A 23,868-nucleotide genomic window follows, 5' to 3' on the forward strand; every position below is an offset into this window, starting at 1 on the left:
GATTTTTGAATTCTAATCTTCTTGGTTATTTAAATGTACCTACCTTTTGAAAGTTGATTACAGTTGAGTATGATTTAATCTTTTTTTGAACGATTAAATAAAAGCACCATGGAAAATAAAAATATCTGGGAAAAATTAGGTACAATAGGTACATTTCTGTCCACTACGGTACTTACAATATTCACCGCGATTGTAGGTTATCAGACTTCAGTAATGTCTGATAAGGTAGCCACTTTTGAAAAAAGGATTAATGAAAATAGAATGATTAGTGAGCTTATTGAAAAATTTGAGACTTCAATGAAAGGTACTATTAAATCGGATCTAGCTTTACTGACACTGGAAAGATATTTGAGAAATAATACAGAAGGAGGAGTTTTAGCAGTTCAAGATAGGGAAATGTTAGTTGGTTTTGCAGAATCACTTATCCTAAACACAAAAAAAAACGATATTAACATAAAAGAATTGTCCTATAAAGTTCCGAGAGATTTTTTAATGAAGTATGATCTTAAACGTTGGAACGATATTGTAGCTAAGTACGGACCTATTAAAACTGATTATATTGGTTCGAAACAAAATGTATCTGACTCAACTATTACATATCAACAACCTGTCTACCAGGTAGCCGATACTCAGAAAGCAACACTTGTCACTTCGATACTTGATAAGATAGTATATATTCAATATGAATCTGACGTAGAGATCAAAAAGGTAGAAAAGATGCAGCAAATTTTTAAAGACAATCAATGGGCTGCGCCGGGAATTGACAAGGTTAACGGCAAGTTCAGTAATATTATCAAATACTTCCATCCGGAAGATGAAAGGCTCGCTAAAGAGGCAAACAAAATATTGGAAGGCAAATACAAGATTGTTAATTCAATTACTCCGAAATATCAAAAATTAGTTCCTAAGGGACAAATTGAAGTGTGGACTTCTAACTAATAAAAGAAACATTGTATTTTCCCTACTAATAACATTAAGAAACGATTAGCGACGCTCTTTGCGGTTAGGCTTTTGCCCTTTCAGGGCGTAAACAATACGAATCACTATTGATAGTGCGTTGCACTCTGCTATTGCTAAAGCTCTTTCATAGCAATTAGCCGAGTAAATCGCAATTTAATACTAGTATATATTACTTCAAAGTAATACCGGATTACAACTAAAACTCTAAAATCAAGCAGGCTGAAAGCCTAAAAGCTATAGCAGAGTGCAACGCACTATAATCTAAATTCATGACAAATATCGCTCTGAAAGGGCAAAAGCCCGACCGCAAAGAATTGAATTACGAATGAATTACCTGAAAAGTAAAATGAGAACGCGAATTAGTTCAGCGGCAAATACTTTCCTTAAATCACGTATAAACACTTGCTTGTAAAATATTGATTGTCAGTATATTTGATAGACTATAATGTTTTGAATGATGTTGCTTATAAAACGATAAGCAACGAACGCTACTACTCATTTTTAATCCTAAACAATGACTTCGGCCTATTGATTTTACGTATAAAGAGGTTCGTATTTGTGGTTTTATCATCCGTAAATGCAAATTGAAGGTATTGTTTAAAAACTATCTTATTTCAAACCCTAAAAAAACAAATCCTTATGAAAATTGACAAAAACTGGCTTGTTCAGGAAAGCCAAGCAGAAAAAATAGTAAAAGACCCCACCTCGAATTTTCAATATCAAATTTCGCCAAAATATTTAATCATACATTACACGGCAGGCGATAAAGCATCGGGGGCAATAACCTGGTTCAAACAAACTCCCGCACAAGGAAATACAGACCGGATTTGTGCTCACATTGTAGTTGACCTTGATGGAACCATCACGCAGCTTGCTCCATTTAACACCAGATGCAACCACGCCGGCTACAGCAGTTGGGACGGACGAACCGGAATGAATGAATATGCTATTGGTATTGAAATAGTAAATCCCGGATTCTGTGAAAAATTGACAGATGGCAGTTTCAGAAGAAGAGTAGGAGAGAACAAAGACGGAACACCCAGTTATAAAACATATCCTGCGTCTGAAAAAGACAGAATTGTAAAATTGAAACATAAACATAAATTTTGGGACAGTAAAGAAAACCAATATTGGTTTAAATATACTGACGCCCAAATAGCGGCAGTCTCTAAATTGAGCAAACTCCTGATTGATACCTACCAATTATCCTTTGTAGTGGGACACGACGATATCTCACCGGCAAGAAAACCGGATCCGGGACCTGCTTTCCCCTGGGATGATTTTAAAACAAATGTTTTTGGAAAAACAGACAATATCGGAAAGATTTTTTTGGTGAACTCAGTCTCTGATGGGGTTGCCGAGTTTAGAACAAAACCCGACAAAACGTCAAGCTCAATCCGAACGTTAAAAAATGGTTATGAAGTAGGATTAATTGAAACTTTCGGACAATGGTCTAAAGTTTACTTAGTGAATGATATTAAAGATATCAAGGATTGGAAACATAGTATTAAAATAGAGGGATGGATACATTCAAGTCTTTTGAAGCCTAAAAGTTAAGTTGACTATTTTTATGAAATATGAAAGATGTTTAAATCGTGTAAAATAATGGTTGTCAATGTGTTAATTATTCAAAGGTAAACTATGAGAACACTTCGAACGAAATATTTGAGTAATATCCCTATAAATGAAGATAATTATAAAGTAGATTTTATAATTTTAGAAAAATATCAAAGCTTCTCCTCAGAAATACTGAGGCTTTCATTGCTTGGTCTAACCATTTACGGTTTTCTGATAACGAATGTAATATTTAAAATTACAGATGTTGACAAGAAAAATTTTATATTTATTAAACCATTCTCAGGGAATAAATTACTATTATTGCTTGGAGCGGTAATCTTGATATTGACCGCCTTATTAGCTTTAAGTCATCGTTATTTTTCAACTGATTGTATGACACATTTTATTAGAGGCTTTCGTTTACGGCAAAAAATATTTGAAATTAAGAGCGCCCAAACAGATAATAAGAAAGTACTTAACAAGCTCAAAAAAACTTTAAAAAATGAGAAATTGAGCTTTGAGAAAGATTTAAATTTATGCAAATGGTTATTGATTACTTCTTGTCTATTTTTAATTGCAGGGATCTTAATAATCACAATTGCTTTGGCAAGTTCTTTTAAGGATTTACTGATTTAGAGATAAATTTTCAAGTTTATCTTTTTATAAAAGTCATCGTTTCATTAATTTAAGGTTTGTTTTTGCTTGGGAGTGAAAAGGAAAACAAGTAACCACTTATTTGGTATTATGACTAGCTTTATATGATAGATTTATTACCCTTCGAAGTATGGAAACGAAACAATATAATGACAAGAAAATCGGAACCTACTATTTATAACTTCGACAATTGTAAATTAGCTGGATATTGGATAAAAAAACGACTATGACGACAAATAAATACTGGGGAAAAGTAGAACAGGATTGGGCAGGATTTTCTTCGGACGTAACTTTTACGGATCCCTTTTTTGACCAGCATGATGTCGAAATTTTTCTGGGGGAAGAATTTGACGAAGAAGGAGAAGAAATAGAAGAACCGCCAACAGAAGATCAATTGACACAATTTGAAGAAACGTATCAAAATTTTATAACGAATATTGAAACTAACTTGAAGAGTATTCAAAAGAAAGCGTATGAGAGATATTTAAAACTATACGCTCATTTTTATGAAGATTCTGAAAAATCAGGAGAACCGGCTTTAAATATTGACAACCTCGATAAACATAACGAATACATAAAAGAGATTATGTACCTAAGAGTTTTAGACGAGAAGACCATTAAAGTATCAATCCGCTATAAACTGGATACAGAACATGGGCTTGAATTCAAGTTTGTAGGTGGACAAATAAAGAATGTGGGTGGAATTGCAGAGACATAATAGAAAACTATTAAGATGCTCTGCAAAAGTTCTAATATAAAGACAGCCCGAATCAGGTTTACTTTCCGATGTAATTTCGTTTTACTTGCTGTTTATTTTTTTAGTTTATATCGATTTATTTATGTCATCATACAATTTATGAACTACTTTTTCCAAAATTTCTCCTGTTTCATTAAAGCTAGTATTTGTCAATATAGATATTCCTATATTTTGTTTAGGATAAATCACAAACCAATTCTGCATTCCGTATATACCTCCGTGATGTCTGTAAATTAATTCTCTATCATCTTCTAATATATACCAATGATAGCCTTCCCAAAAATCAGAACCTTCTTTATATAGTTTTTTATGTGATTCATTTACAATATGATTTGACTCGTCAAGTTGTAATTTCATATATTTTATCAAATCTGTAGTGGTAGAATGCAATCCTGAAATTCCGCCCCATAAAGTTCTATTGAAGTTAGGCATTAATTCGTTTTTATCGTTGTAGCCTTTTACCAATCTTAGTCTTTCATTATCATTTAGTGTAAATTTGGTTTGGTTCATTTTATTTGGTTTTAAAACAAATTCGGTTACCAATTCCTCATAAGGTTTTTGATACACTTTTTCAAGTATATAGGCTGTTAACTCTGGAGCCGTGTTGGAATAATAATAGGTTTCTCCAGGTATTGTTTCAATTTTGATTAGTTTCAATCCCTCCAAAAAAGCCGTTTTATTTTCACCTTTTATGGGGAAATTGGGAAACCCGCTTGTATGGGTGAGAAGATGTTTAATTTTTATAGGCTCACCTTTAAACTCTAAATTGGGATAAGGTTCGTTAAGATAGATTCTGACGTCGTCGTCTAAATTTATTTTTTTATCAAGTACGGCTTTGGCGGCTACATAACCTGTAAAAGTTTTAGTTACAGAAGCTAATTCATAAAGTGTAGAATCGTTTGGTTTATTTCCTTTTCCAATAGATAACTCTCCAAAATGTTTTATTGTAGATTCCCCATCTTTAAACACTGCTATTGAAACAGAATGAAATCTTTTGTCTTCTAACAACTGATGAGCATTTTTTGTAATCGCATTTTCAATATTTTGCTTATCGTTTTGCTGTTTACTTTTGCACCCAATTAAGGCAAAAATCAAAAATGGCATTAAGTGTTTTAGGGTCATAATTTTTAGTTTAATTACTGGAAACTTACCTCATGTTTAGCTATAAAAAAGATTAAATAAATGCTGTTTTATTTAATCTTTTTTAATTCATTAAGTTTTATCGAGAGTAATAATTTTTGCTAAGATATTGAAAAAGGGATTTTTAACATTACGGGAAAGCGTAAATAGCAAAGAAATAATTTAGCTCTGATTTTATCTATTGCAAAAGCATAAATTCGATTTAGCTTAAGTTTTTAGCCTTCATACGTAAACAATGCTCAGTTCCTAAATAGAGCGGGTTTCCGTGTTTTTCAGACCAAAAATCTTCCAGTACATCTGCAGTGATGCATATATAAACCGCAACCCCTTTATAGATTTTATTTTCGTCTCCTTTATAGCTAAAGTTAATGACCAGAATATTGTCTTTAAAGAAGCCGTGACCTTTTTGTTGTTGGGTGTTGTTAATAAGCCATTGGGCAATAATGCGATTATTTTCATCTAAAGATAAACTCAAAATACCTTTGTAAGTTATCTGATTACTTTCATCCTGATTGCTTCCGGAAATGGAATAATTACCCACTAGATCCTGTATAGTCATTTACTTCCCGATGCAGAAATTAACAACCTCATATTTACTGAGGTTTCAGGCTCCGAGGTACAAATTTGAAGTTAATTTTTAATAAACTATCTCAAAACAAACAAAATTTCATTCAATTTTAATTGAAAAAAAGCACTTTGCTAATTTGCAGTAATATATTTTCTAAGAACACATTAGACCAGTGGTTAGGACAAATCTATAAAATTTTACGATATGATCTTAGTTTATGTTTGTACAGTACAGAGATACAAAAGAATAAGGTTTAAATGTATTTATTATTAATTCTTAATGTAAAATTTTATGTAGGTAGAACAGAATTGGAACTTAAGCCCGTATTACTTTTGACTGTTGATTGTTATAGATTTTTGTTTTTTAACGAAATTTATTTGATTAATAAAATTTTGTTATTAGGTTAATTACTGCTAAACTTGTAGAATCTTTATTATGAACCACAAAAAGTGAATAACAAAGTATAAAGTTAGTTGATTTATATTTCTTACGAAAATGATTTACATATATTATTCCTATATTTCTGAGAATAATCATAAAAAATTAATGCAAGAGTCTTTGCTAAAATTACCAATTGATTTTCAAAAAAAAGTAAAGAGCTATCGCAGATGGCAGGATGCTCAATTGTCATTATTAGGAAGGATATTACTTTATAAAGGGACTGATAATTTTGATAAAAAATATAGAGAAATCAATATAAAATATACCGAATATAATAAACCTTATTTTGGGGAAGAAAGAGGTGAAGTTTTTTTTAATATTTCTCATTCTGGAAAAATTGTTGTTTGTGCTGTGACTAATCTGTGTGAAATTGGAATAGATATTGAGTTAAAACGCGATATTCAGCTGGATGATTTTCAACCTCAGATGACAGATGGGGAATGGATAAAAATTACCGGATCTTTTAATAAGATGGATTCATTTTATAATTATTGGACACAAAAAGAAGCTGTAATCAAAGGTTGTGGAAAAGGTTTAGCCGTACCACTAAGATCTTTTGAAGTATTGAAAAATACAGCAATTGTTGATAATGAAAATTTTTTTTTAAAACAAATTTGGTTAGACGATCAATACAAATGCCATATAGCAACTAATAAATTAGTTAATGAATCAAGCATAAAGATTTCAGAATTTGATTCTTCAAAATTATCCCACAAATTAATTCAGATTTAAAAAGTTAATGACAACGAATAATAAAATAATAGCTCTTCCATTTGCAGGAGGTAATAAATATAGCTTTAATAATATTGAAAAGTATATACCAAAAAAGATAGATTGGATTACCCTGGAGCTTCCAGGAAGAGGTAGTCGTTTTAAAGAGAAATTGTTTGACAACGTTGACCAGATGGTAAATGATCTATTTAATCAAATAATGCCACATATACAAGAAGGAAATTATATCATATATGGTCATAGTATGGGGACATTATTAGGATATGAATTGGCAAAGAAAATTACTGAAAAAAGAATGCATAAACCCATGGCTCTTTTTTTTACAGGACGCGGGGCGCCTGGATTTAGTCGCTTTAATAACAAAAAATCTATATTACCCAGTTCTCTTTTTTGGGAAGAAGTAGGTAAAATTGGAGGACTTCCAAAAGAAATTTTAGAATGTAATGAACTTTTGGATCTTTACTATCCAATTATGAAATCGGATTTTAAAGCTATAGAGGATTATAGCTATTTACCGATGGAGATACCCTTTACTTTTCCTATTCATATTTTAATGGGTAAGGATGAAATAGGTTTTGGTGATGAAAAAACCCCTCTTACAGGTATGAAGGACTGGCAAAATGAGACTAGCAATAATTGCACATTTGAACTTTTAGAAGGAGATCATTTTTTTATTTTTAAACACGCTGAATCAATCGCAAAAAGGATATCTCAAATTGCTATTAACTCCGTTGTTATTTTTTAGATTTTATTTTAAGGTTTTGTTCGTGATAATCTGAAATGCTATTTTCTAATTTGCACTTACTAAATATATTATTGCACAATAAATTAGCTGTAAAACATTCTTAGATACTTCATTGTGATGAAATTCTCTATCTCAACGTTTTGCCTTTTTGAAATAAAATAAGTTTAAAATTATTTTCAGTGAGATATGTAAGTCACTATTTGTTAAAGCTTGTTTTTTTGTTATCATTTGTAATACAGTAATATAAAAGTTAAAATAGTAGCATAAATTAAGTTGTAGTTTAACAGAATTTAAAAAAAACGTAAAGTTTTTTGAGAATCTTTTGTAATTACGGTTTCCCGTAAGGTTTAGTATCAGGAATACTATAAATTCGTGGCCTCTTGATTTTATTGGATGAATAATGTTATGTAGTTATCACTAATATTTGGAAGTTTAGGTACGTTAATCAACCTAAATCCATAAGATGAAAGAGGAATTTAATTTTTAGTTACAAACAGCTCTAAATTATCACTCAAAAAATATATGATGCCTTTGAAGGTAAATTAAGTACAAAACAATATTTATGAATACAGATCAAGTTTATTTAAAACCGAATTTAGTAATCGAGCCACTTTTTGATAACTGGTATGCATGGAGTCATTTAATATCTCCGGCAACAGCAGCAATGAATATTGTGGGTAGACATTTGAAAATAATGGGGTCCTATATTCAGGCTCCTACTGCCCATGCCGCTGCTGTGAAAAATCCAAAAATGTTAGGTGGACCTTTTATAGATTATGAAGGAAAACGAGTAGACGAAATAGAGCAGTTACGCAACAATACTTTAAAAAGTCAAAAAGATCTCATTGCTTTTAGTGAAGGGATTAAAGAGCTAGATTTAATGCTTAAAACAAAAGCAAAAGGATACTCCCTTGAACCTTTATATGCAGAGGTTCCTGAGATATTAAAGGGCTATGTAGAATTGATTTATGATCTTAACAACCAGCCTTCATTTCGATTTTTTGAGACATTATTATATAATAGTGAATTTTACAAAGAAACTTCACAGAGTATTTTATTATGGTTAACTGATAATGACGAAAGACCCTTTGTACTCAGTACGCCACGTTTAGAAGATAAGGATAAAATACATTTGAATATACCTTTTAATCATAGTGGGCTAGATGAGCTCAGTAAAATGAGAAGAATTCCAGGATCACTAAGTGAAATTAAAAAGAAATTGGATATACCTTCTGATATGGAGGCTGTTTTTGAATCTTTTTTTACAACTGAAGTTCCTAAGCCTTATGAAAAATATACGGGAGATAAAGTAAGAATGCGTTATTTTGGTCATGCTTGTATATTAGTAGAAACTAAGGATGTAAGTATTCTTATAGATCCGATTATTAGTTATTATGGTTATCCTCAGGAAGTGGAGCGATTTTCAGATATGGATTTACCAGATACTATTGATTATGTCTTAATTACACATAATCATCAAGATCATATTTTATTCGAAACACTTATTCCTTTAAGACATAAAATAAAAAATATAGTTGTACCAAGATCTTCTAATGGTAGCTTGCAGGATCCTAGTTTGAAGTTGATGTTTAATTCGATTGGATTTAATAATGTAGTAGAAATTGATGAAATGGATACTATTAAATTTAACGATTGTTCTATTACCGGAATTCCATTTATAGGAGAGCATTCAGATTTAAATATTCAGGCTAAAATATGTCACCATGTGCGTGTTGGAGATTTTAAAATGCTTTTCGTTGCTGATTCCTGCAATGTAGAATCAAAAATCTATCAGAGAGTGCAATCTTTACTTGGAGATGTTGATGTTATCTTTTTAGGGATGGAATGTGACGGAGCGCCACTTTCATGGCTTTATGGTCCATTGCTAACAGAACCATTGGCAAGAGATAAGGATTCTTCCCGTAGATTGGCGGGCTCTAATTTTGAAAGAGGCAGGGGCTTAGTAGAAGCATTTAATCCAAAGGAAGTCTATGTGTATGCAATGGGGCAGGAGCCCTGGCTAGAATTTATTAGTAGTATAAAATATACAGCCGAATCTCATCCTATTGTTCAGTCTGACCTATTGATAAAGGATTGTCAGGCTAACAATATAATTGCTGAACGTTTGTTTGGAGAAAAAGAGATTATGTACTCAAAGTAGGTTGAATTTTTATTCCTTTTGATAATTGAAAATGCGTCAAAAGATCTAAAAAGATATGGACAAACAGATATTGTCGAGAGATTTTTCAAGGTATTTCAGATTTTTTTCAGGAAATAAAAATTACAATTACAACTAAATTAGCTAGAAAATTGGGAAAAGCAACATTGCTTAATTTATTAAGATTAAAACTAAAAGTAGCATTACCACTACTTGGATTTTTGGCTGTAATTAATGGTTTATGGAGTAGCAGTTTGTTAATGCTGGTAAGTCATAAAATATCCGGAACTCCATTACCCTTTTATAATGAGTTTGATTGGTTAATTTATTTAATTTTTGTTTTAGTCTCTTTTGTGCTTACCTACTATTTTAATGGCTACATGATAAAAGCGAGCCTAATCTTTGGTAAAGAAATGACTTTGCAAATAATTGATAAACTTCGACTATCAAATTATGAATCTTATTTGCAGATTGGTGAGGAAAGAGTAAGAACGATAATGGAAGATGTACGTACTTTAGAATCACTTCCCGGAGTTTTTATCACTTTTTTTAATTCTCTAGTAATGATAATTGCCGGAATGGGATACATGTTTTGGCTTTATCCTAAAGGAGCCTTAACGATAGTTTCCCTTATTATTATACTGGTTTTTATCTATGTATATCGAAATGGAATTATTGAAAAGGATATGGATGCCAAGAGAGATCTTGATGATGTATTTATGAGATTTTATAACGACTTTTTACATGGGTTCAATAAAGTTAAAATGAGTACTAAGAGAAGTGATTCTATATTTATTGGGCACATTACAGAGAATCGTGATAAAGCAATAAAGCTGAGTACCAAAGCAGGATTATCGTCTTTTGGCAATGAATTATTAGGAGGTTATTTTTTTTACTTTTTGATTGGTGCCATACTTTTTGTCTTACCTGTTGTTTTTAGTATTGATAAAACAGTCATTTCTGGTTTTATGATTACTCTTTTATTCTTAATGGGACCAATTGGTATTTTGATAAACCTTATGAAGAGTGTCATAGGGTATAATGTTGCATTTGCCAGAATTAATGAGTTTAACGATACTCTTACAGATAATTTGAATCATTCAGATGCCCTTCCGTTATCAGCTTCAAATGAAGAGTGGCCAGTTTTAGAAACTCTTTCAATCAATGAGATAACCTATCAGCATGTTGATGAAACAGGAAGTGTTACGTTTGAACTTAAACCAATCAACCTGAAATTTGGGAAAGGGGAAATTATTTTTATCTCCGGAAGCAATGGTAGTGGAAAAAGTACTTTTATCAATTTACTATCAGGATTATATATTCCGAAATCTGGAAACATTTTCCTTAATGATTTAGTAATTACAGATGATAACAGAGCGCAATATAGAGATATGATATCATGTATTTTTTCCAATAATTATCTCTTTACGGAGAATTATGATAATTTCAATCTTCTTCCATCTAACAAGCATTTAGCGGAGCTTTTGAAAAAAATGAAACTGGATAAAGTTATTAGACAGGATGAAAATAACAGAATATTTCAAAATTTGTCCAGTGGCCAGCAGAAGCGCCTCGCATTGATATATACACTTTTAGAAAACAAAGATATTTTCATTTTTGATGAATGGGCTGCGGAGCAAGATCCGGAATTTCGAAAGTATTTTTATGAAAATATAATTCCTGATTTAAAAAATAAAGGAAAAACTGTAATTGCAATTACCCATGATGACGCATATTACCAGTACTGTGATCGATTAATAAAATTCAATTACGGTGGAATGCTAGTGCAAGAACAAATGGGTTTAGAAGTTGGTAGCTGATTTTCAGAGACCTCTTTAATTAAAGAGTTTAATTCTTCTAGATCTGTATTAATAAAATAAGTAAGAATAATTTACTATGGAGTTACTTAAAAAGTATCATTTATCTGAATGTGCAAAAATTGTTTCAGCTTCAATACCCGGTGAAAAATCGAAAGTATTGTTGAAGCTGCAAAGTGAAATTGAAGGAAGTATTGTTTCATATCCTAGAAGTATGCCAATTGCAATAAAAAGAGCAAAAGGAAGTATTATTGAAGATGTGGACGGGAATCAATTTATTGATTTTTTTGGAGGATGCGGAGTTCTGAATGTGGGACATGGTAACGAATATGTGCTAGATTATGTTAAAGAGCAACAAACAGAATTGATTCATGCATTAGATTTTCCAACTGAAAATAAGCTTGATTTAATTCAGCTAATATTAAAAAACTTGCCAACTGAGATTCAGGAGGAATACAAGGTGAGTTTTGGAGGACCTACGGGATCAGATGCTATAGAAGCAGCAATAAAACTGGCAAAAATTAAGACAGGACGTGATGGAATTATAGCTTTCACAGGAGGGTATCACGGAATGAGTTCCGGGGCTTTGGCAGTAACTTCGGATACATTTTTTCGTAATAAATTGACATCTCTAATTCCAAATGTAAGTTTTGCACCCTATAGTTATTGCTATCGTTGTCCTTTCAGTAAAAATAGTGATAGTTGTGAGTTCGAATGTGTAAGTCATTTCGAATGGATATTAAATACGGCACATTCAGGAATTGTAAAACCTGCTGCTATAATACTGGAACCTCTGCAAGGTGAAGGAGGTAATATCGCACCTAAAGAGGGGTACCTTGAACGTATAGTCGAAGTAGCTCATAAACATGATGTTATTGTAATTTTTGATGAAGTTCAAAGTGGTTTTTTCAGAACAGGAAAGTTTTTAGAATTTATGAATACAAAAGCGGTACCTGATATTGTAACATTTTCTAAAGGCTTTGGAGGAATAGGTTTTCCAATTTCCGGATTAATCTATAAAAAAAGTATAGAAGCCTGGAAGCCTGCAGATCATATAGGAACCTTTAGATCTAATCAGGTGAGTATCGCGGCAGCAAGAGGAGCTTTTGATTTTATTGATGAATATGAGATTGAAAAGTATACCGAGTCAATAGGATGCTATTTAATGGAAAAATTGAAGGAATTAGAAGCCGAAAATCCATTTATAGGAGATGTAAGAGGAAAGGGAATGATGTTGGGGGTAGAGTTTGTAAAAGATAAGATTACGAAGGAACCTTTTCCGGAATATCTTAAAGAGCTTAGAGAGGAATGCTTTCAGCGTGGGCTATTGTTTGAAGTAGGTGGTCATTATAAAAATGTAATGAGATTGATCCCTCCTTTAATCACAACTCACAAAATTGTTGATGAAGCAATTGAAATTATGAAAGAGGCCATCAAAGTTAGAATGGAAAAATACTTGGAATCAGTTCTGTAAAAAATAAAACCACATAATAATGCCACTAATAAAATCGACTAATCTAGAAGAAGTAACTTCGAAAGAAACCTTAGTTAAAGTTTTAATTAATCATATTAATCAAGCTCCCAATAAGGTTATTTATAGATTTTTAGAAAATGGGGAAGAAGAAAGTGATCGCAGAACTTTTCAGGATTTATATGATAATGCAAAACGTATTGCGTCTCATATTTTAGAATATGCAAATCCCGGAGATCGTGTTTTACTTTTATATCCGTCAGGATTAGATTTTATAGATGCCTTTGTAGGCTGTTTAATGGCAGGAGTGATTGCAGTTCCAGCTTTTCCACCACAAGGGAAACGAAGAGTGGGGAGATTGGAAAATATTGCTGTAGATTGTAAAGCTACTCTCATTTTGACTATAGAGAGTATATACGTTAAAACAATTAGTTGGTTTGATAATGAAATTTTTGCAGATGTAAAATGGTTGCAAACGAACCTCTTAACTGATAGTTTGGACAAAGAGTTTCCTGTTGTATTACCAAGAGATACAGCTTTTCTTCAATATACTTCTGGATCAACAGGTGATCCAAAAGGAGTTATGGTCACACATTCTAATATTGTCCATAATAATAAATTGATGGAAAATTGTTTTCATCAAAATTTTAACTCAGTAGGAGTTAGCTGGTTACCTATTTATCATGATATGGGACTTGTAGGGAATATTCTTCAGGCTTTATATGTGGGCTTCGAAATGAATATTATGCCTCCAACTGCCTTTATACAAAAACCACTTCGATGGTTAAAAATTATTTCAGATTATAAAGCGACTTTTAGTGGAGGACCTAATTTTTCATATGATTTGTGTGTTAATCAAATTAAGGAAGAGGATTTAAAAGGACTCGATTTAAGCAGTTGGTCAGTTGCCTATAATGGATCAGAACCAATTAGACCAGAAACCATAAATAATTTTACTACTAGTTTTAGTTTAGTTGGATTTAGCAGCACGCAGTTAATTCCATGCTATGGAATGGCGGAAACGACTCTTATCGTTAGCTGTTCTAATTTTAATTCAGTACCTAAAGTCTTATTATTAGATAAAGAAAATTTTCATTTAGGAAAAGTAAAACTTTTAAATAAAGAAAATAAAAATTCGAATACCATTGAATTTATTGGTAATGGACCAGTTTTAGAAGAATTGGCAATTAAGATTGTCAATCCCGATACTAAGATCTTATGTGAGGAAAATGAAATAGGTGAAATTTGGATTAGTGGGGAAAGCGTTGCAAAAGGTTATTGGCAAAGGGAAGAATTGACTAAAGATTTTTTTCAGGCGCGAATTCAAAATTCGGATGTAAACTTTAGTGCAGACGAAACAGAGTATTTGCGCACAGGCGATATGGGGTTTTTAATGAATGAGCAACTTTTTATAACGGGTCGTTTAAAGGAGATGATGATCATTAATGGAGTAAATCATTTTCCACAAGATATAGAACGTGTTGTACAACAATCTCATATTGATTTGCAAAACAATGCAGGTGCAGCATTTTGTATAGAGGCAAATGGGAAAGATCAATTAGTTGTTGTTCAGGAAATTAAAAGAACGTCAATGAGGGGCTATGATTTTGATTTCATTGTTAAGCGCATAATTGATAGTGTATTTGAGCAACATGAATTAGCTATATATGGAATTGTATTGGTTGAACCGGGAAAAGTTGAAAAAACGTCAAGTGGGAAAATTAAACGATTAGCTACAAAAAAATTATATGAGTCTGCTACTATTGATGGAGTAATGGATCAATGGGTCCGAGGACAAAGCATTAATAATGAACAGTTACAAGAGAACGAAATAGTAAAAGCACCAACATTATCTAATGATGTAGAAACGTTTCTACGAGAAGCTGTAGCAACCGAATTAAACGTAGACATATTAGAAATTAATGCTCATACTTCGTTTTCAGAATTAGGTGTAGGTTCTTTAAACATCATAAGACTGATTGGTATAATACATAAAGAATACGGAGTAGAACCTCCAATTCGCAAGATGTTTGAAGATTTGACGAATATAGATGCAATTAGAAAATACATTACTCAGGAAAAGGGACAAACGGAAGCCATATCTGACAATCAGGTAGAGGCTAATGAGCCATTTCATACGAATATTTCTTCTGGTTTGCCGACAAGTTCAAATGAAAAGATTCATACTGGCGCGGATTCTACAACCGATAGTACCGACTTTATTACAATCAGAGATCTGTTAGTGGAACAGAATCGTATTCTTGAACAACAAAATCACATCATTTTAGAGTTTTTAAAGATTTTTAAAACTTCAGAGAATACCAATAAACAGGGAAGAGGTGTAAGCGTCGCTGAGATTTCTGAAACTACAAACCTATTTGATAGTATAAAAAAAAAAATAATAACTAAAGAAGAAATCAGTCAGACAGGATCATTTGACGGTAAAGATTTTTTTTTAGAAAAACTACCAAAAAAACAGGAAGAACGGCAAGAATCAAATATTTCTAAGGTCAATTTGACTTTGACACAACAGAAGTTTAATCTTCTTCATCAAATTGACCCGGAAAGATCTTTAGCATATAATCAATCTTTCAGCTTACAGATGAAAGGTAAAATAGATGCGTCATTGCTGAAAATAGCAGTATGTAATTTCGTAGATACACATAATATTTTAAGAACTCGGGTATCAGAAGACGGAGTACACTTAATTTTCGATTCCTCTATTACTTTACCAATAGAAGAAATAGATTTTTCAAAAGATGGATTAGATCAACAGGAAAAGGCATATAAAGCTTTAGTTGATGTAAACATGCATACTGTATTCTCATTTACAAAAGGGCCTCTAGTGCGACTACAGTTAGTAAGATTTTCTTCAGAAGAGACTGCTTTAGTTGTGACGATGCACCACATAATAGCAGATGGATGGTCCTGTGCTTTATTTATTAAAGGAATTGCAAATAACTACAATTCGTTATTTCAGGGAAAGAAACTGGACTTATTACAGCCCGTTGGTTTTAATGAGTATACAAAATGGTTAGAAAATAAATTGAGTAGTGATGCCTGGAAGGTTCACGAAGAGTATTTTATAAATAAGTTTTCTAAAAAATCTTTTAATATAGTACTTCCGTTTGATAACAGTGTATCTCAATATGGGAATGCAGGTAAGTCCGTTACTTTACGTATTCCTGCAGAAGATATTCTTAGATACAAAAAATGGAGCAGCCAGCAAAATCTAACACTTTTTATGACATTTTTGTCGGCATTCGAACTCTTGTTATGCAAAATAACGGAGAAAAATGAGCTTATTATTGGTATTCCGACAGGTGGCAGAACAATGCCGGATATACAAGAAGCAATTGGAGATTTCTCTCATTTTATGCCTTTTTTAATATCCCATAATTCTAAGGATTCTTTAACAGAATATGTAAAGGATCTAAAAAATAGAATATATGAAACCTATGAGCATCAGGAATATCCTTATGCTAGTTTTATGGAATTGCTCCAAAAAGAGACTGATATAAAATATGATAACTGGGTAAATGTTGTTTTCAATTTTAATGTTAGTGTTTCTAATATTGATATGGAAAGTGTAGACTTACAGGTAGTGCATAATAAACCAGTTTACAGTGATTTTGATTTAATGTTTAATGCCATTGAGGAATCGGGAGATTTAGTTCTTTCTCTGGATTACAGAGAATCTTTCTTAAGCAGTAAATTGGCAAAAGATATTTTAGACTGTTATCAATTTATTTTAAATCAAATCATTGAAAGCGATGGAGGCAGTATAGGAAATATACAATTGTTATCTGAAGATGAAAAAGAGCAACAACTAAAGCATTTTAATAATACAGAAGTATTATTTCCAAAAGATAAAACGATAGTTGATTTGTTTGAAGAACAAGTATTGCGAATGCCGGAAAGCATTGCAGTTGTTTTTGGAAAAAAAGAATTGACATATAAAGCGTTAGATGAAAAATCAAATCAGATAGCCCATTATTTGATAGGTAAAGGACTAAGTCCGGAAGATTTGGTAGGTATTTGTGTCAATCGTTCTTTTGATATGATTATAGCGGTGTTTGGGGTCTTAAAGGCAGGCGGAACTTACGTTCCTATAGATGCCGAGTATCCTGAAGAGCGCATTCATTATATAATTGAAGACAGTAACACCACTTTTTTCATAACAGATCATGCACATGAATTTTTAGCTGCCGAAAACAAGAAAATACAAATTATTACAACAGATGATAATTGGAACTCAATAGGTAAACAACCATTAAGCAAGGTTGATACTATTATCAATGGAGATCAGTCTGTTTATGTTATTTATACATCAGGTTCTACAGGCAGACCTAAAGGAGTTGTCATTAACCATACGAGTTTATTGAATATGGCTTTGTGTTGGGAGTCATCTTATCATTTGGATAGTGATACTTGCTTATTGCAAATGGCAAGTTTTTCTTTTGATGTGTTTTCCGGCGATTTATGCCGAAGTTTATTATTTGGAGGCAGAATGGTACTTTGTCCTTCAGATGCCAGGTTGGATCCGGCCAGACTTTATGATCTTATTTTAGAAAAGGGTATTACTATATTAGAAGGTACGCCAGGTTTAGTGATTCCATTGATGGATTATATCTACGAGCAAAGTTTAGATTATACTTGGATGAAGCTGTTAATTTTGGGATCTGATGTATGTAATATTAATGACTTTAAAAGAGTATACAGCAGGTTTGGTCACGCTATGCGAATCATTAATAGTTATGGTACTACTGAAACAACTATTGATAGCTCTTATTTTGAAACTGATAATGTTGAGATTCTTGATGGTTTAGTGAATGTCCCTGTTGGTAAGCCTTTATGGAATAATAGTTTTTATATACTCAACACTTCTGAGTCATTAGTACCTATAGGAGTAATTGGCGAATTGTGTATTGGCGGAGCGGGAGTAGCTCGTGGCTATTTAAACAAGGAAGAATTAACCCGTGAAAAGTTTGTAGCGAATCCTTTTAAAACAGGAGAGCGAATGTACAAAACGGGTGATTTAGCGCGTTGGTTACCTGATGGTAATTTGGAATTTATAGGCAGGAAAGACGATCAGGTTAAGATTCGTGGATATCGTATAGAATTAGGTGAGATTGAGAACGCATTATCATTGCTTCCCGAAGTTACACAATGTTGCGTAGTGGCCAGGGAAGATGTAAATGGTGCAAAACGCTTAATAGGTTATGTGGTAGCAGAAGGTGCATTAGATAAAGAGCATCTTCAAAACCAATTAAAACAAAGCCTGCCAGAATATATGATTCCTATGATCTGGATTGCATTAGATGCAATGCCATTAACCAGTAATGGAAAACTAGATAAAAAGGGATTGCCAAATCCGGATAGCTCAGAGTTATCAAGTAAAGAATATGCCGAACCAACTACAGATTTAGAATTACAACTAGTTAATTTATGGCAGGAGTTATTAGGTGTTGAGAGAGTTGGTATTCATGATGATTTCTTTGAATTGGGAGGTCATAGTTTATTAGCAACACGCTTAGTTTCTATAATTCGTAAAGAGTTGACAATAGAAGTTTCTATTCGGGAAATATTTATCCATACTACGGTTTCTAAGTTGGGAACTTTTGTGTCCGCTCAATCCGAAGGTGTTATCTTACCTACAATTGCGGTACAGGATCGTCCAGCCCGTATTCCTTTATCCTTTAGTCAGGAGCGATTATGGTTTTTGGATAAGTTGCAAAGCAGTACAGATTATCACATACCTGTAGTTCTTTATTTAGAGGGACCTTTAGATATATCCATATTAGAAAAAACTTTACAGCAAATTGTTTATCGTCATGAGGTATTACGAAGCGTACTTCTTTCAGAGCATGGAATTGGTTATCAGGAAATTATCAGTGCAGAAAACTGGTCATTGGATAGAGAAATTGTATCAGATGAAGTATTATTACAAAGTAATATAGCAGACTATCTGAAGAAACCTTTTGATTTATCTAAGGATTACATGCTAAGATGTTGCTTATATGATTGTGGGAACGAAAAACATGTACTGGCCAGTGTCTTCCATCATATTGCCAGTGATGGTTGGTCCGGTGGGGTCTTAGTCAATGAGTTTATGAAGTTGTATAATATACTTCAATTAGATCGAACAGCAAGTCTTCCAAAATTGAGTTTGCAGTATGCAGACTATGCCATTTGGCAACGAAAATATGTAGTAGATACTGTTTTAGAAGAGCAATTATCTTATTGGGAAGAGAAGCTGCAAGACGTTAGCACTTTAGCATTGCCAATGGATTATGCACGCCCTTCAGTACATAGCACAAATGGAGCTTCTATATCTTCTGTATTAGATAAAACGTTAACAGCATCCTTAGATTCCTTATGCCGATCAGAAGGTGTTACGCTGTTTATGTTTTTATTATCAGCCTTCAAAGTTTTATTGTCTCGTTATAGCGGGCAGTCTGATATTTGTGTGGGAACACCAATTGCAAATCGTACGCAATTGGAGTTAGAAGACATGATTGGCTTTTTTGTAAACACTATTGCTCTTCGCAGTGATTTAAGCGGAAACCCAAGTTTTAGTAATTTATTAGCAAGGGTAAAACAGACAACCTTAGAGGGATATGACCATCAATTAGCTCCTTTTGAAAAGGTAGTAGATCGTGTGGTTATTACTCGTGACATGTCTATGAATCCTTTGTTTCAAGTACTTTTTGTGTTACAGAATACGCCTGATGCATCTCGAGAATTGAATTTAGAGAATATTAAGATTTCAAATTATAAGTTTGATAACATTACCTCTCAATTTGATTTGATGTTAAACGTATTTGAGGATAATAATGGTATTTCATTGGAGATGTCATATTGCACCGCTTTATTTGATAAGGCTACAATCGAGAGTATGCTGCTGCATTATCAGGAATTATTGCAAAGTATTGTAAGCAATATCAAACAACCGATAAGTACTCTGTCCATGCTTAGCCAGGCAGAAGAGCATCAATTATTGAATGTTTTCAATAACACTGAAGCTGCCTATCCATCAGATAAAACAATAGTTGATTTATTCGAAGAGCAGGTTAAACAAACACCAACGGCTATTGCAGTTGTTTACGGAGATGAAAAACTAACCTACAAAGAATTAGACCAACGTTCCAATCAATTAGGGCATTATTTGCGTGAGCAGGGTGTAAAACCCGATGCTCTTGTAGGGATCTGTCTGGAGCGCAGTTTAGAGATGTTAATTGGTATTCTTGGGATCTTAAAATCAGGAGGCGCTTATGTTCCTATTGATCCGGAATACCCGGCAGATCGTATCGCTTATATGCTTAAAGATGCTGGTATTGATTTGGTTGTAAGCAGTCAAACCAGTTGTAATGTTATAAACAGAGGTGAGGATATATCCGTTCTGTGTCTGGATAAAGATTGGGATCTTATCTCAGGTTATCCAACAACAGAGCTTAGGACTGTATTGACAGCCTCTAATTTAGCTTATGTGATATATACCTCAGGAAGTACCGGTACACCTAAGGGAGTTTTGATAACGCATAAAAATGTAGTTCGATTATTTAAAAACGAATCCCTATTATATGATTTTGGGTCCGGTGATGTCTGGACTTTGTTTCATTCCTTTTGTTTTGATTTCTCAGTATGGGAAATGTATGGCGCCTTATTACATGGAGGCCGTTTAGTGGTTGTTTCTAAGCCCCTAACAAAAGATGCTGTTTCTTTTAAGGAATTACTAATAAAAGAAGGCGTAACAGTTTTAAATCAGACACCAGGTTCATTTTATGTACTTCAGGAAGAATTTTTATCCAAAAATTCATTACATTCTCTGCGTTACGTAATTTTTGGAGGAGAGGCGCTGAATTCCACTTATTTGGAAAGATGGAAGCGTTCTTATGTAGATTGTAAACTGATCAATATGTATGGCATCACAGAAACAACTGTACATGTCACTTACAAAGAGATTACAGAGACAGATACACAGAGTCTGATCAGTAATATAGGTACTGCAATTCCAACTTTAGGATGTTACATAGTGGATGCTCATTTAAATCTGGTTCCCATAGGAGTAGAAGGAGAATTGTGTATCTCGGGAGCAGGAGTAGCACGAGGTTATTTAAATAGAGAAGACTTAACCAATGAGAAGTTTATAGCGAATCCGTTTAGTGTGGATAAAACTTCCAGATTATACCGATCGGGAGATTTAGCGCGTTGGCTTCCGGATGGAAACATAGAATATATCGGCAGAAAAGACGATCAGGTTAAAATTCGCGGTTATCGAATAGAATTAGGCGAGATCGAAAACGCCTTGTCTTCTTTAGCGGGCGTAAACCAATGTTGTGTTCTGGTCAAAGAAGATACAGCAGGCAATAAACGTCTGGTTGGTTATGTAGTTTTAGAAGGAAAATTGAACAAAGAGCAATTACAAAACCAATTAAAATTAAGTTTGCCGGAATACATGGTTCCTCAATTGTGGGTAGCATTAGATACAATGCCATTAACCGGTAACGGAAAACTGGATAAAAAAGCATTGCCGGATCCGGATGGTTCAGAACTATCGAGTAAAGAATATGTAGCGCCACGCAACGAAACAGAAACCCAATTAGCTGAAATCTGGCAGAACCTGTTAGGGGTAGAACGAGTAGGGATTCATGATAATTTTTTCGAACTCGGAGGTCACAGTTTGCTGGTAGTTCAATTGATATCTCGCCTGCAGGCGTTAGATTTTAATATCGCAGTTAAAGATATTTTTGCAGGCCCAACTATAGCTTCTATTGGTGATAAGCTATCTTCGATATCGTTTGTTTACACTGTTCCTGCTAATGGAATTTTAGCAACAAGTGATTGTATCACACCATTGATGGTTCCTTTACTTGATTTTGAGCAAAACGATTTAGATAAGATAGTGGCAATGGTTCCAGGTGGTATTTCAAATATTGAAGACATCTATCCTTTATCTCCATTACAAGAAGGGATTTATTTTCACCATCTTATGAGCAATGCTGTTCAGGGAGATCCTTATATTCTTTCGGGTTTACTTTCATTTTCTGATTCAAAAAAGCGTACAGACTTTATCGAAGCCTTACAGTTTGTGGTGAATCGCCATGATATTTTGCGTACCTCTTTTTTAAGTGCTGATTTACCTGATGTTGTTCAGGTAGTATTGCGAGAAGCTGTTTTACCAGTAGAATTATTAGAGAGTTCAAACTTGGATAATTCCAAAGCTATTTTACCACAGTTGAAAGTATTGGCAACTTCAGGTACTCATTGGATGGATACCTCTAAGGCTCCATTACTGGAATTGAAATTAGCAGATGATCCTGAGAACGAATCATATTATCTGGTAGTCTATTATCACCATTTAATAATGGACCATGTTGGTTTAGAGAAAATCATGGAAGAGGTAATGGTACACCTGTCAGGAGAAGGGGAAAATCTTTCAGTTCCTTTTTTATATCGGGATTTTATTGGGCATACTTTGCATGCACAATCAGTCAGCGATGGAGAGTCTTATTTTAGGTCATTATTGGGAGCAATTAATGAACCTACCTATCCATTTAATTTATCAAATGCCTTAGGAGATGGTACAAAAATTGAAGAGGCCACAGTTACCCTTTCTAAAGATTTAAGTACAGCATTGCGTACTACTTGTGTCCATTTAAGTATTAGTCCTGCTGTATTGTTTCATGCGGCTTTCGGATTGGTAATAGCAAGATGCAGTAATAAGCAGTATGCGGTGTTTGGCTCCTTATTTTCTGGACGTTTGCAAGGCTCTTTAGGTGCGGCAGATTCTTTAGGTTTGTTTATCAATACACTACCAGTTGCTTTGGAATTAAAAGGCAGTGTTATGGAGTATTTAGAGGAAGTTAAGTTAAGATTAGGAGAACTGTTATCTTATGAGCAAACTCCTTTATCTTATATTCAGGATTGGAGTGGTATTTCCAATCAAATGGCCCTTTTCAGTGCTTTATTAAATTACCGTCATTCTTCAGCAGTAGAAGAGGGTAATATGAAAAATTTGGGGATAACGCTAATTGGTGATTATGAACGAACGAACTATCCTTTTAACTTTATTGTAGATGATTTTGGTATTGATTTTGGATTAACAGCACTTGTGGATGTGAACATTGGAGCAGGTCGTATACTTCAATTCATGGAACAATCATTAATTCAACTTATAGATGGCTTAACTTTTGAAAAAGAAGTAAGCATAAATACGTTGAATATCCTGTCTAATAAAGAAAAACACCAACTATTAGATGTTTTTAATGACACTGATGCTGTATATCCAGTAGATAAGACCATAATAGATTTATTTGTCGAACAGGTTAAACAAACACCAAATGCTATTGCAATTGTTTATAAGGACGTGGAACTAACTTATAAAGAATTAGATAAACACTCCAATCAATTGGCTCATTATTTATTATCAAATAATAGTATTATTGCAGATAGTCTAATAGGAGTAGTTTTAGAGCGCAGTGAATGGTTAATTATTTCGTTTCTTGCGATATTGAAAACAGGTGCAGCTTATGTACCAATAGATTCCAATTTCCCGGAAGAAAGAAAAGAATACATAAAGAAAGATAGTAACTGTTCTATTGTTATAGATGATTTAGTACTGGAAACATTCAAAAAGAATTACTCCGATTACTCTGATGACTTACCTGAAATAAATACAAGCCCTGATAATTTGGCATACATTATTTACACTTCGGGTAGTACGGGTAAACCAAAAGGGGTAATGATTGAACATCGAAATATTGTCAATACAATACTATCTCAGATTTCTGCTTTTTCAATTACCAATAAGGATAGCTGTCTGCAATTTGCGAGTATTTCGTTTGATGCTTCTATTTGGGAGATAG

The 23,868-nt window shown here is 33.2% G+C and carries 12 protein-coding genes; 10 read left to right on the forward strand and 2 right to left on the reverse strand.

Annotated features, from left to right (window positions below):
* Positions 1-108 precede the first annotated feature (108 nt).
* The 4 genes from BHE19_RS18935 (at position 109) to BHE19_RS18950 (ending at position 3,889) form a co-directional block, all read left to right on the forward strand.
* Complete coding sequence (locus BHE19_RS18935; protein ID WP_070908383.1) at positions 109-939, forward strand: hypothetical protein; 831 nt, start codon at positions 109-111, stop codon at positions 937-939.
* A 660-nt stretch (positions 940-1,599) separates the two neighbouring features.
* Positions 1,600-2,517 (forward strand): N-acetylmuramoyl-L-alanine amidase, encoded by a 918-nt coding sequence (locus BHE19_RS18940; protein ID WP_070908384.1) that lies wholly within the window; start codon positions 1,600-1,602, stop codon positions 2,515-2,517.
* 84 nt (positions 2,518-2,601) lie between these two features.
* The gene (locus tag BHE19_RS18945; RefSeq protein ID WP_070908385.1) at positions 2,602-3,153 is read left to right on the forward strand and encodes a hypothetical protein; all 552 of its coding nucleotides are present in this window, start codon (positions 2,602-2,604) and stop codon (positions 3,151-3,153) included.
* Positions 3,154-3,397: 244 nt separating this feature from the next.
* Positions 3,398-3,889, forward strand: coding sequence for a DUF6985 domain-containing protein (locus BHE19_RS18950; protein WP_070908386.1), 492 nt, complete (start codon positions 3,398-3,400; stop codon positions 3,887-3,889).
* 105 nt (positions 3,890-3,994) lie between these two features.
* Here BHE19_RS18950 and BHE19_RS18955 read toward each other — a convergent pair whose 3' ends face one another.
* A complete protein-coding gene (locus tag BHE19_RS18955) occupies positions 3,995-5,050 on the reverse strand; it encodes a serine hydrolase domain-containing protein (protein ID WP_233431399.1) in 1,056 nt (351 codons plus the stop codon).
* A gap of 220 nt (positions 5,051-5,270) precedes the next feature.
* On the reverse strand, positions 5,271-5,627 hold the full coding sequence (locus BHE19_RS18960) for a hypothetical protein (RefSeq protein WP_070908388.1): 357 nt from the start codon (positions 5,625-5,627) through the stop codon (positions 5,271-5,273).
* Positions 5,628-6,131: 504 nt separating this feature from the next.
* On the opposite strand from BHE19_RS18960, the gene BHE19_RS18965 reads away from it, so the two are divergent.
* The 6 genes from BHE19_RS18965 to BHE19_RS18990 form a co-directional block, all read left to right on the forward strand.
* Positions 6,132-6,809, forward strand: a complete 678-nt coding sequence (locus BHE19_RS18965) for a 4'-phosphopantetheinyl transferase family protein (protein ID WP_070908389.1) — start codon at positions 6,132-6,134, stop codon at positions 6,807-6,809.
* 7 nt (positions 6,810-6,816) lie between these two features.
* Positions 6,817-7,554: a thioesterase II family protein gene (locus tag BHE19_RS18970; protein WP_070908390.1), complete on the forward strand. Its 738-nt coding sequence runs from the start codon at positions 6,817-6,819 to the stop codon at positions 7,552-7,554.
* Between the two features lie 562 nt (positions 7,555-8,116).
* Positions 8,117-9,715: an MBL fold metallo-hydrolase gene (locus BHE19_RS18975; protein WP_070908391.1), complete on the forward strand. Its 1,599-nt coding sequence runs from the start codon at positions 8,117-8,119 to the stop codon at positions 9,713-9,715.
* A gap of 149 nt (positions 9,716-9,864) precedes the next feature.
* Positions 9,865-11,532, forward strand: coding sequence for a cyclic peptide export ABC transporter (locus tag BHE19_RS18980; protein ID WP_083342591.1), 1,668 nt, complete (start codon positions 9,865-9,867; stop codon positions 11,530-11,532).
* 76 nt (positions 11,533-11,608) lie between these two features.
* The gene (locus tag BHE19_RS18985; protein ID WP_070908392.1) at positions 11,609-13,003 is read left to right on the forward strand and encodes an aspartate aminotransferase family protein; all 1,395 of its coding nucleotides are present in this window, start codon (positions 11,609-11,611) and stop codon (positions 13,001-13,003) included.
* Positions 13,004-13,022: 19 nt separating this feature from the next.
* Positions 13,023-23,868 (forward strand): non-ribosomal peptide synthetase (locus BHE19_RS18990; RefSeq protein ID WP_070908393.1); only part of this gene is annotated, 10,846 nt, incomplete at its 3' end.

The sequence above is a fragment of the Flavobacterium tructae genome, assembly GCF_001853485.1.
Lineage (GTDB): Bacteria > Bacteroidota > Bacteroidia > Flavobacteriales > Flavobacteriaceae > Flavobacterium > Flavobacterium tructae.

What these genes read in the sequence shown, in the direction of transcription:
- BHE19_RS18985 (WP_070908392.1), top strand. Translation starts at nt 11,609, where the DNA reads ATGGAGTTACTTAAAAAGTATCATTTATCTGAATGTGCAAAAATTGTT.
- BHE19_RS18955 (WP_233431399.1), bottom strand. Translation starts at nt 5,050, where the DNA reads ATGACCCTAAAACACTTAATGCCATTTTTGATTTTTGCCTTAATTGGG.
- BHE19_RS18975 (WP_070908391.1), top strand. Translation starts at nt 8,117, where the DNA reads ATGAATACAGATCAAGTTTATTTAAAACCGAATTTAGTAATCGAGCCA.
- BHE19_RS18950 (WP_070908386.1), top strand. Translation starts at nt 3,398, where the DNA reads ATGACGACAAATAAATACTGGGGAAAAGTAGAACAGGATTGGGCAGGA.
- BHE19_RS18970 (WP_070908390.1), top strand. Translation starts at nt 6,817, where the DNA reads ATGACAACGAATAATAAAATAATAGCTCTTCCATTTGCAGGAGGTAAT.
- BHE19_RS18965 (WP_070908389.1), top strand. Translation starts at nt 6,132, where the DNA reads ATGATTTACATATATTATTCCTATATTTCTGAGAATAATCATAAAAAA.
- BHE19_RS18945 (WP_070908385.1), top strand. Translation starts at nt 2,602, where the DNA reads ATGAGAACACTTCGAACGAAATATTTGAGTAATATCCCTATAAATGAA.
- BHE19_RS18960 (WP_070908388.1), bottom strand. Translation starts at nt 5,627, where the DNA reads ATGACTATACAGGATCTAGTGGGTAATTATTCCATTTCCGGAAGCAAT.
- BHE19_RS18940 (WP_070908384.1), top strand. Translation starts at nt 1,600, where the DNA reads ATGAAAATTGACAAAAACTGGCTTGTTCAGGAAAGCCAAGCAGAAAAA.
- BHE19_RS18935 (WP_070908383.1), top strand. Translation starts at nt 109, where the DNA reads ATGGAAAATAAAAATATCTGGGAAAAATTAGGTACAATAGGTACATTT.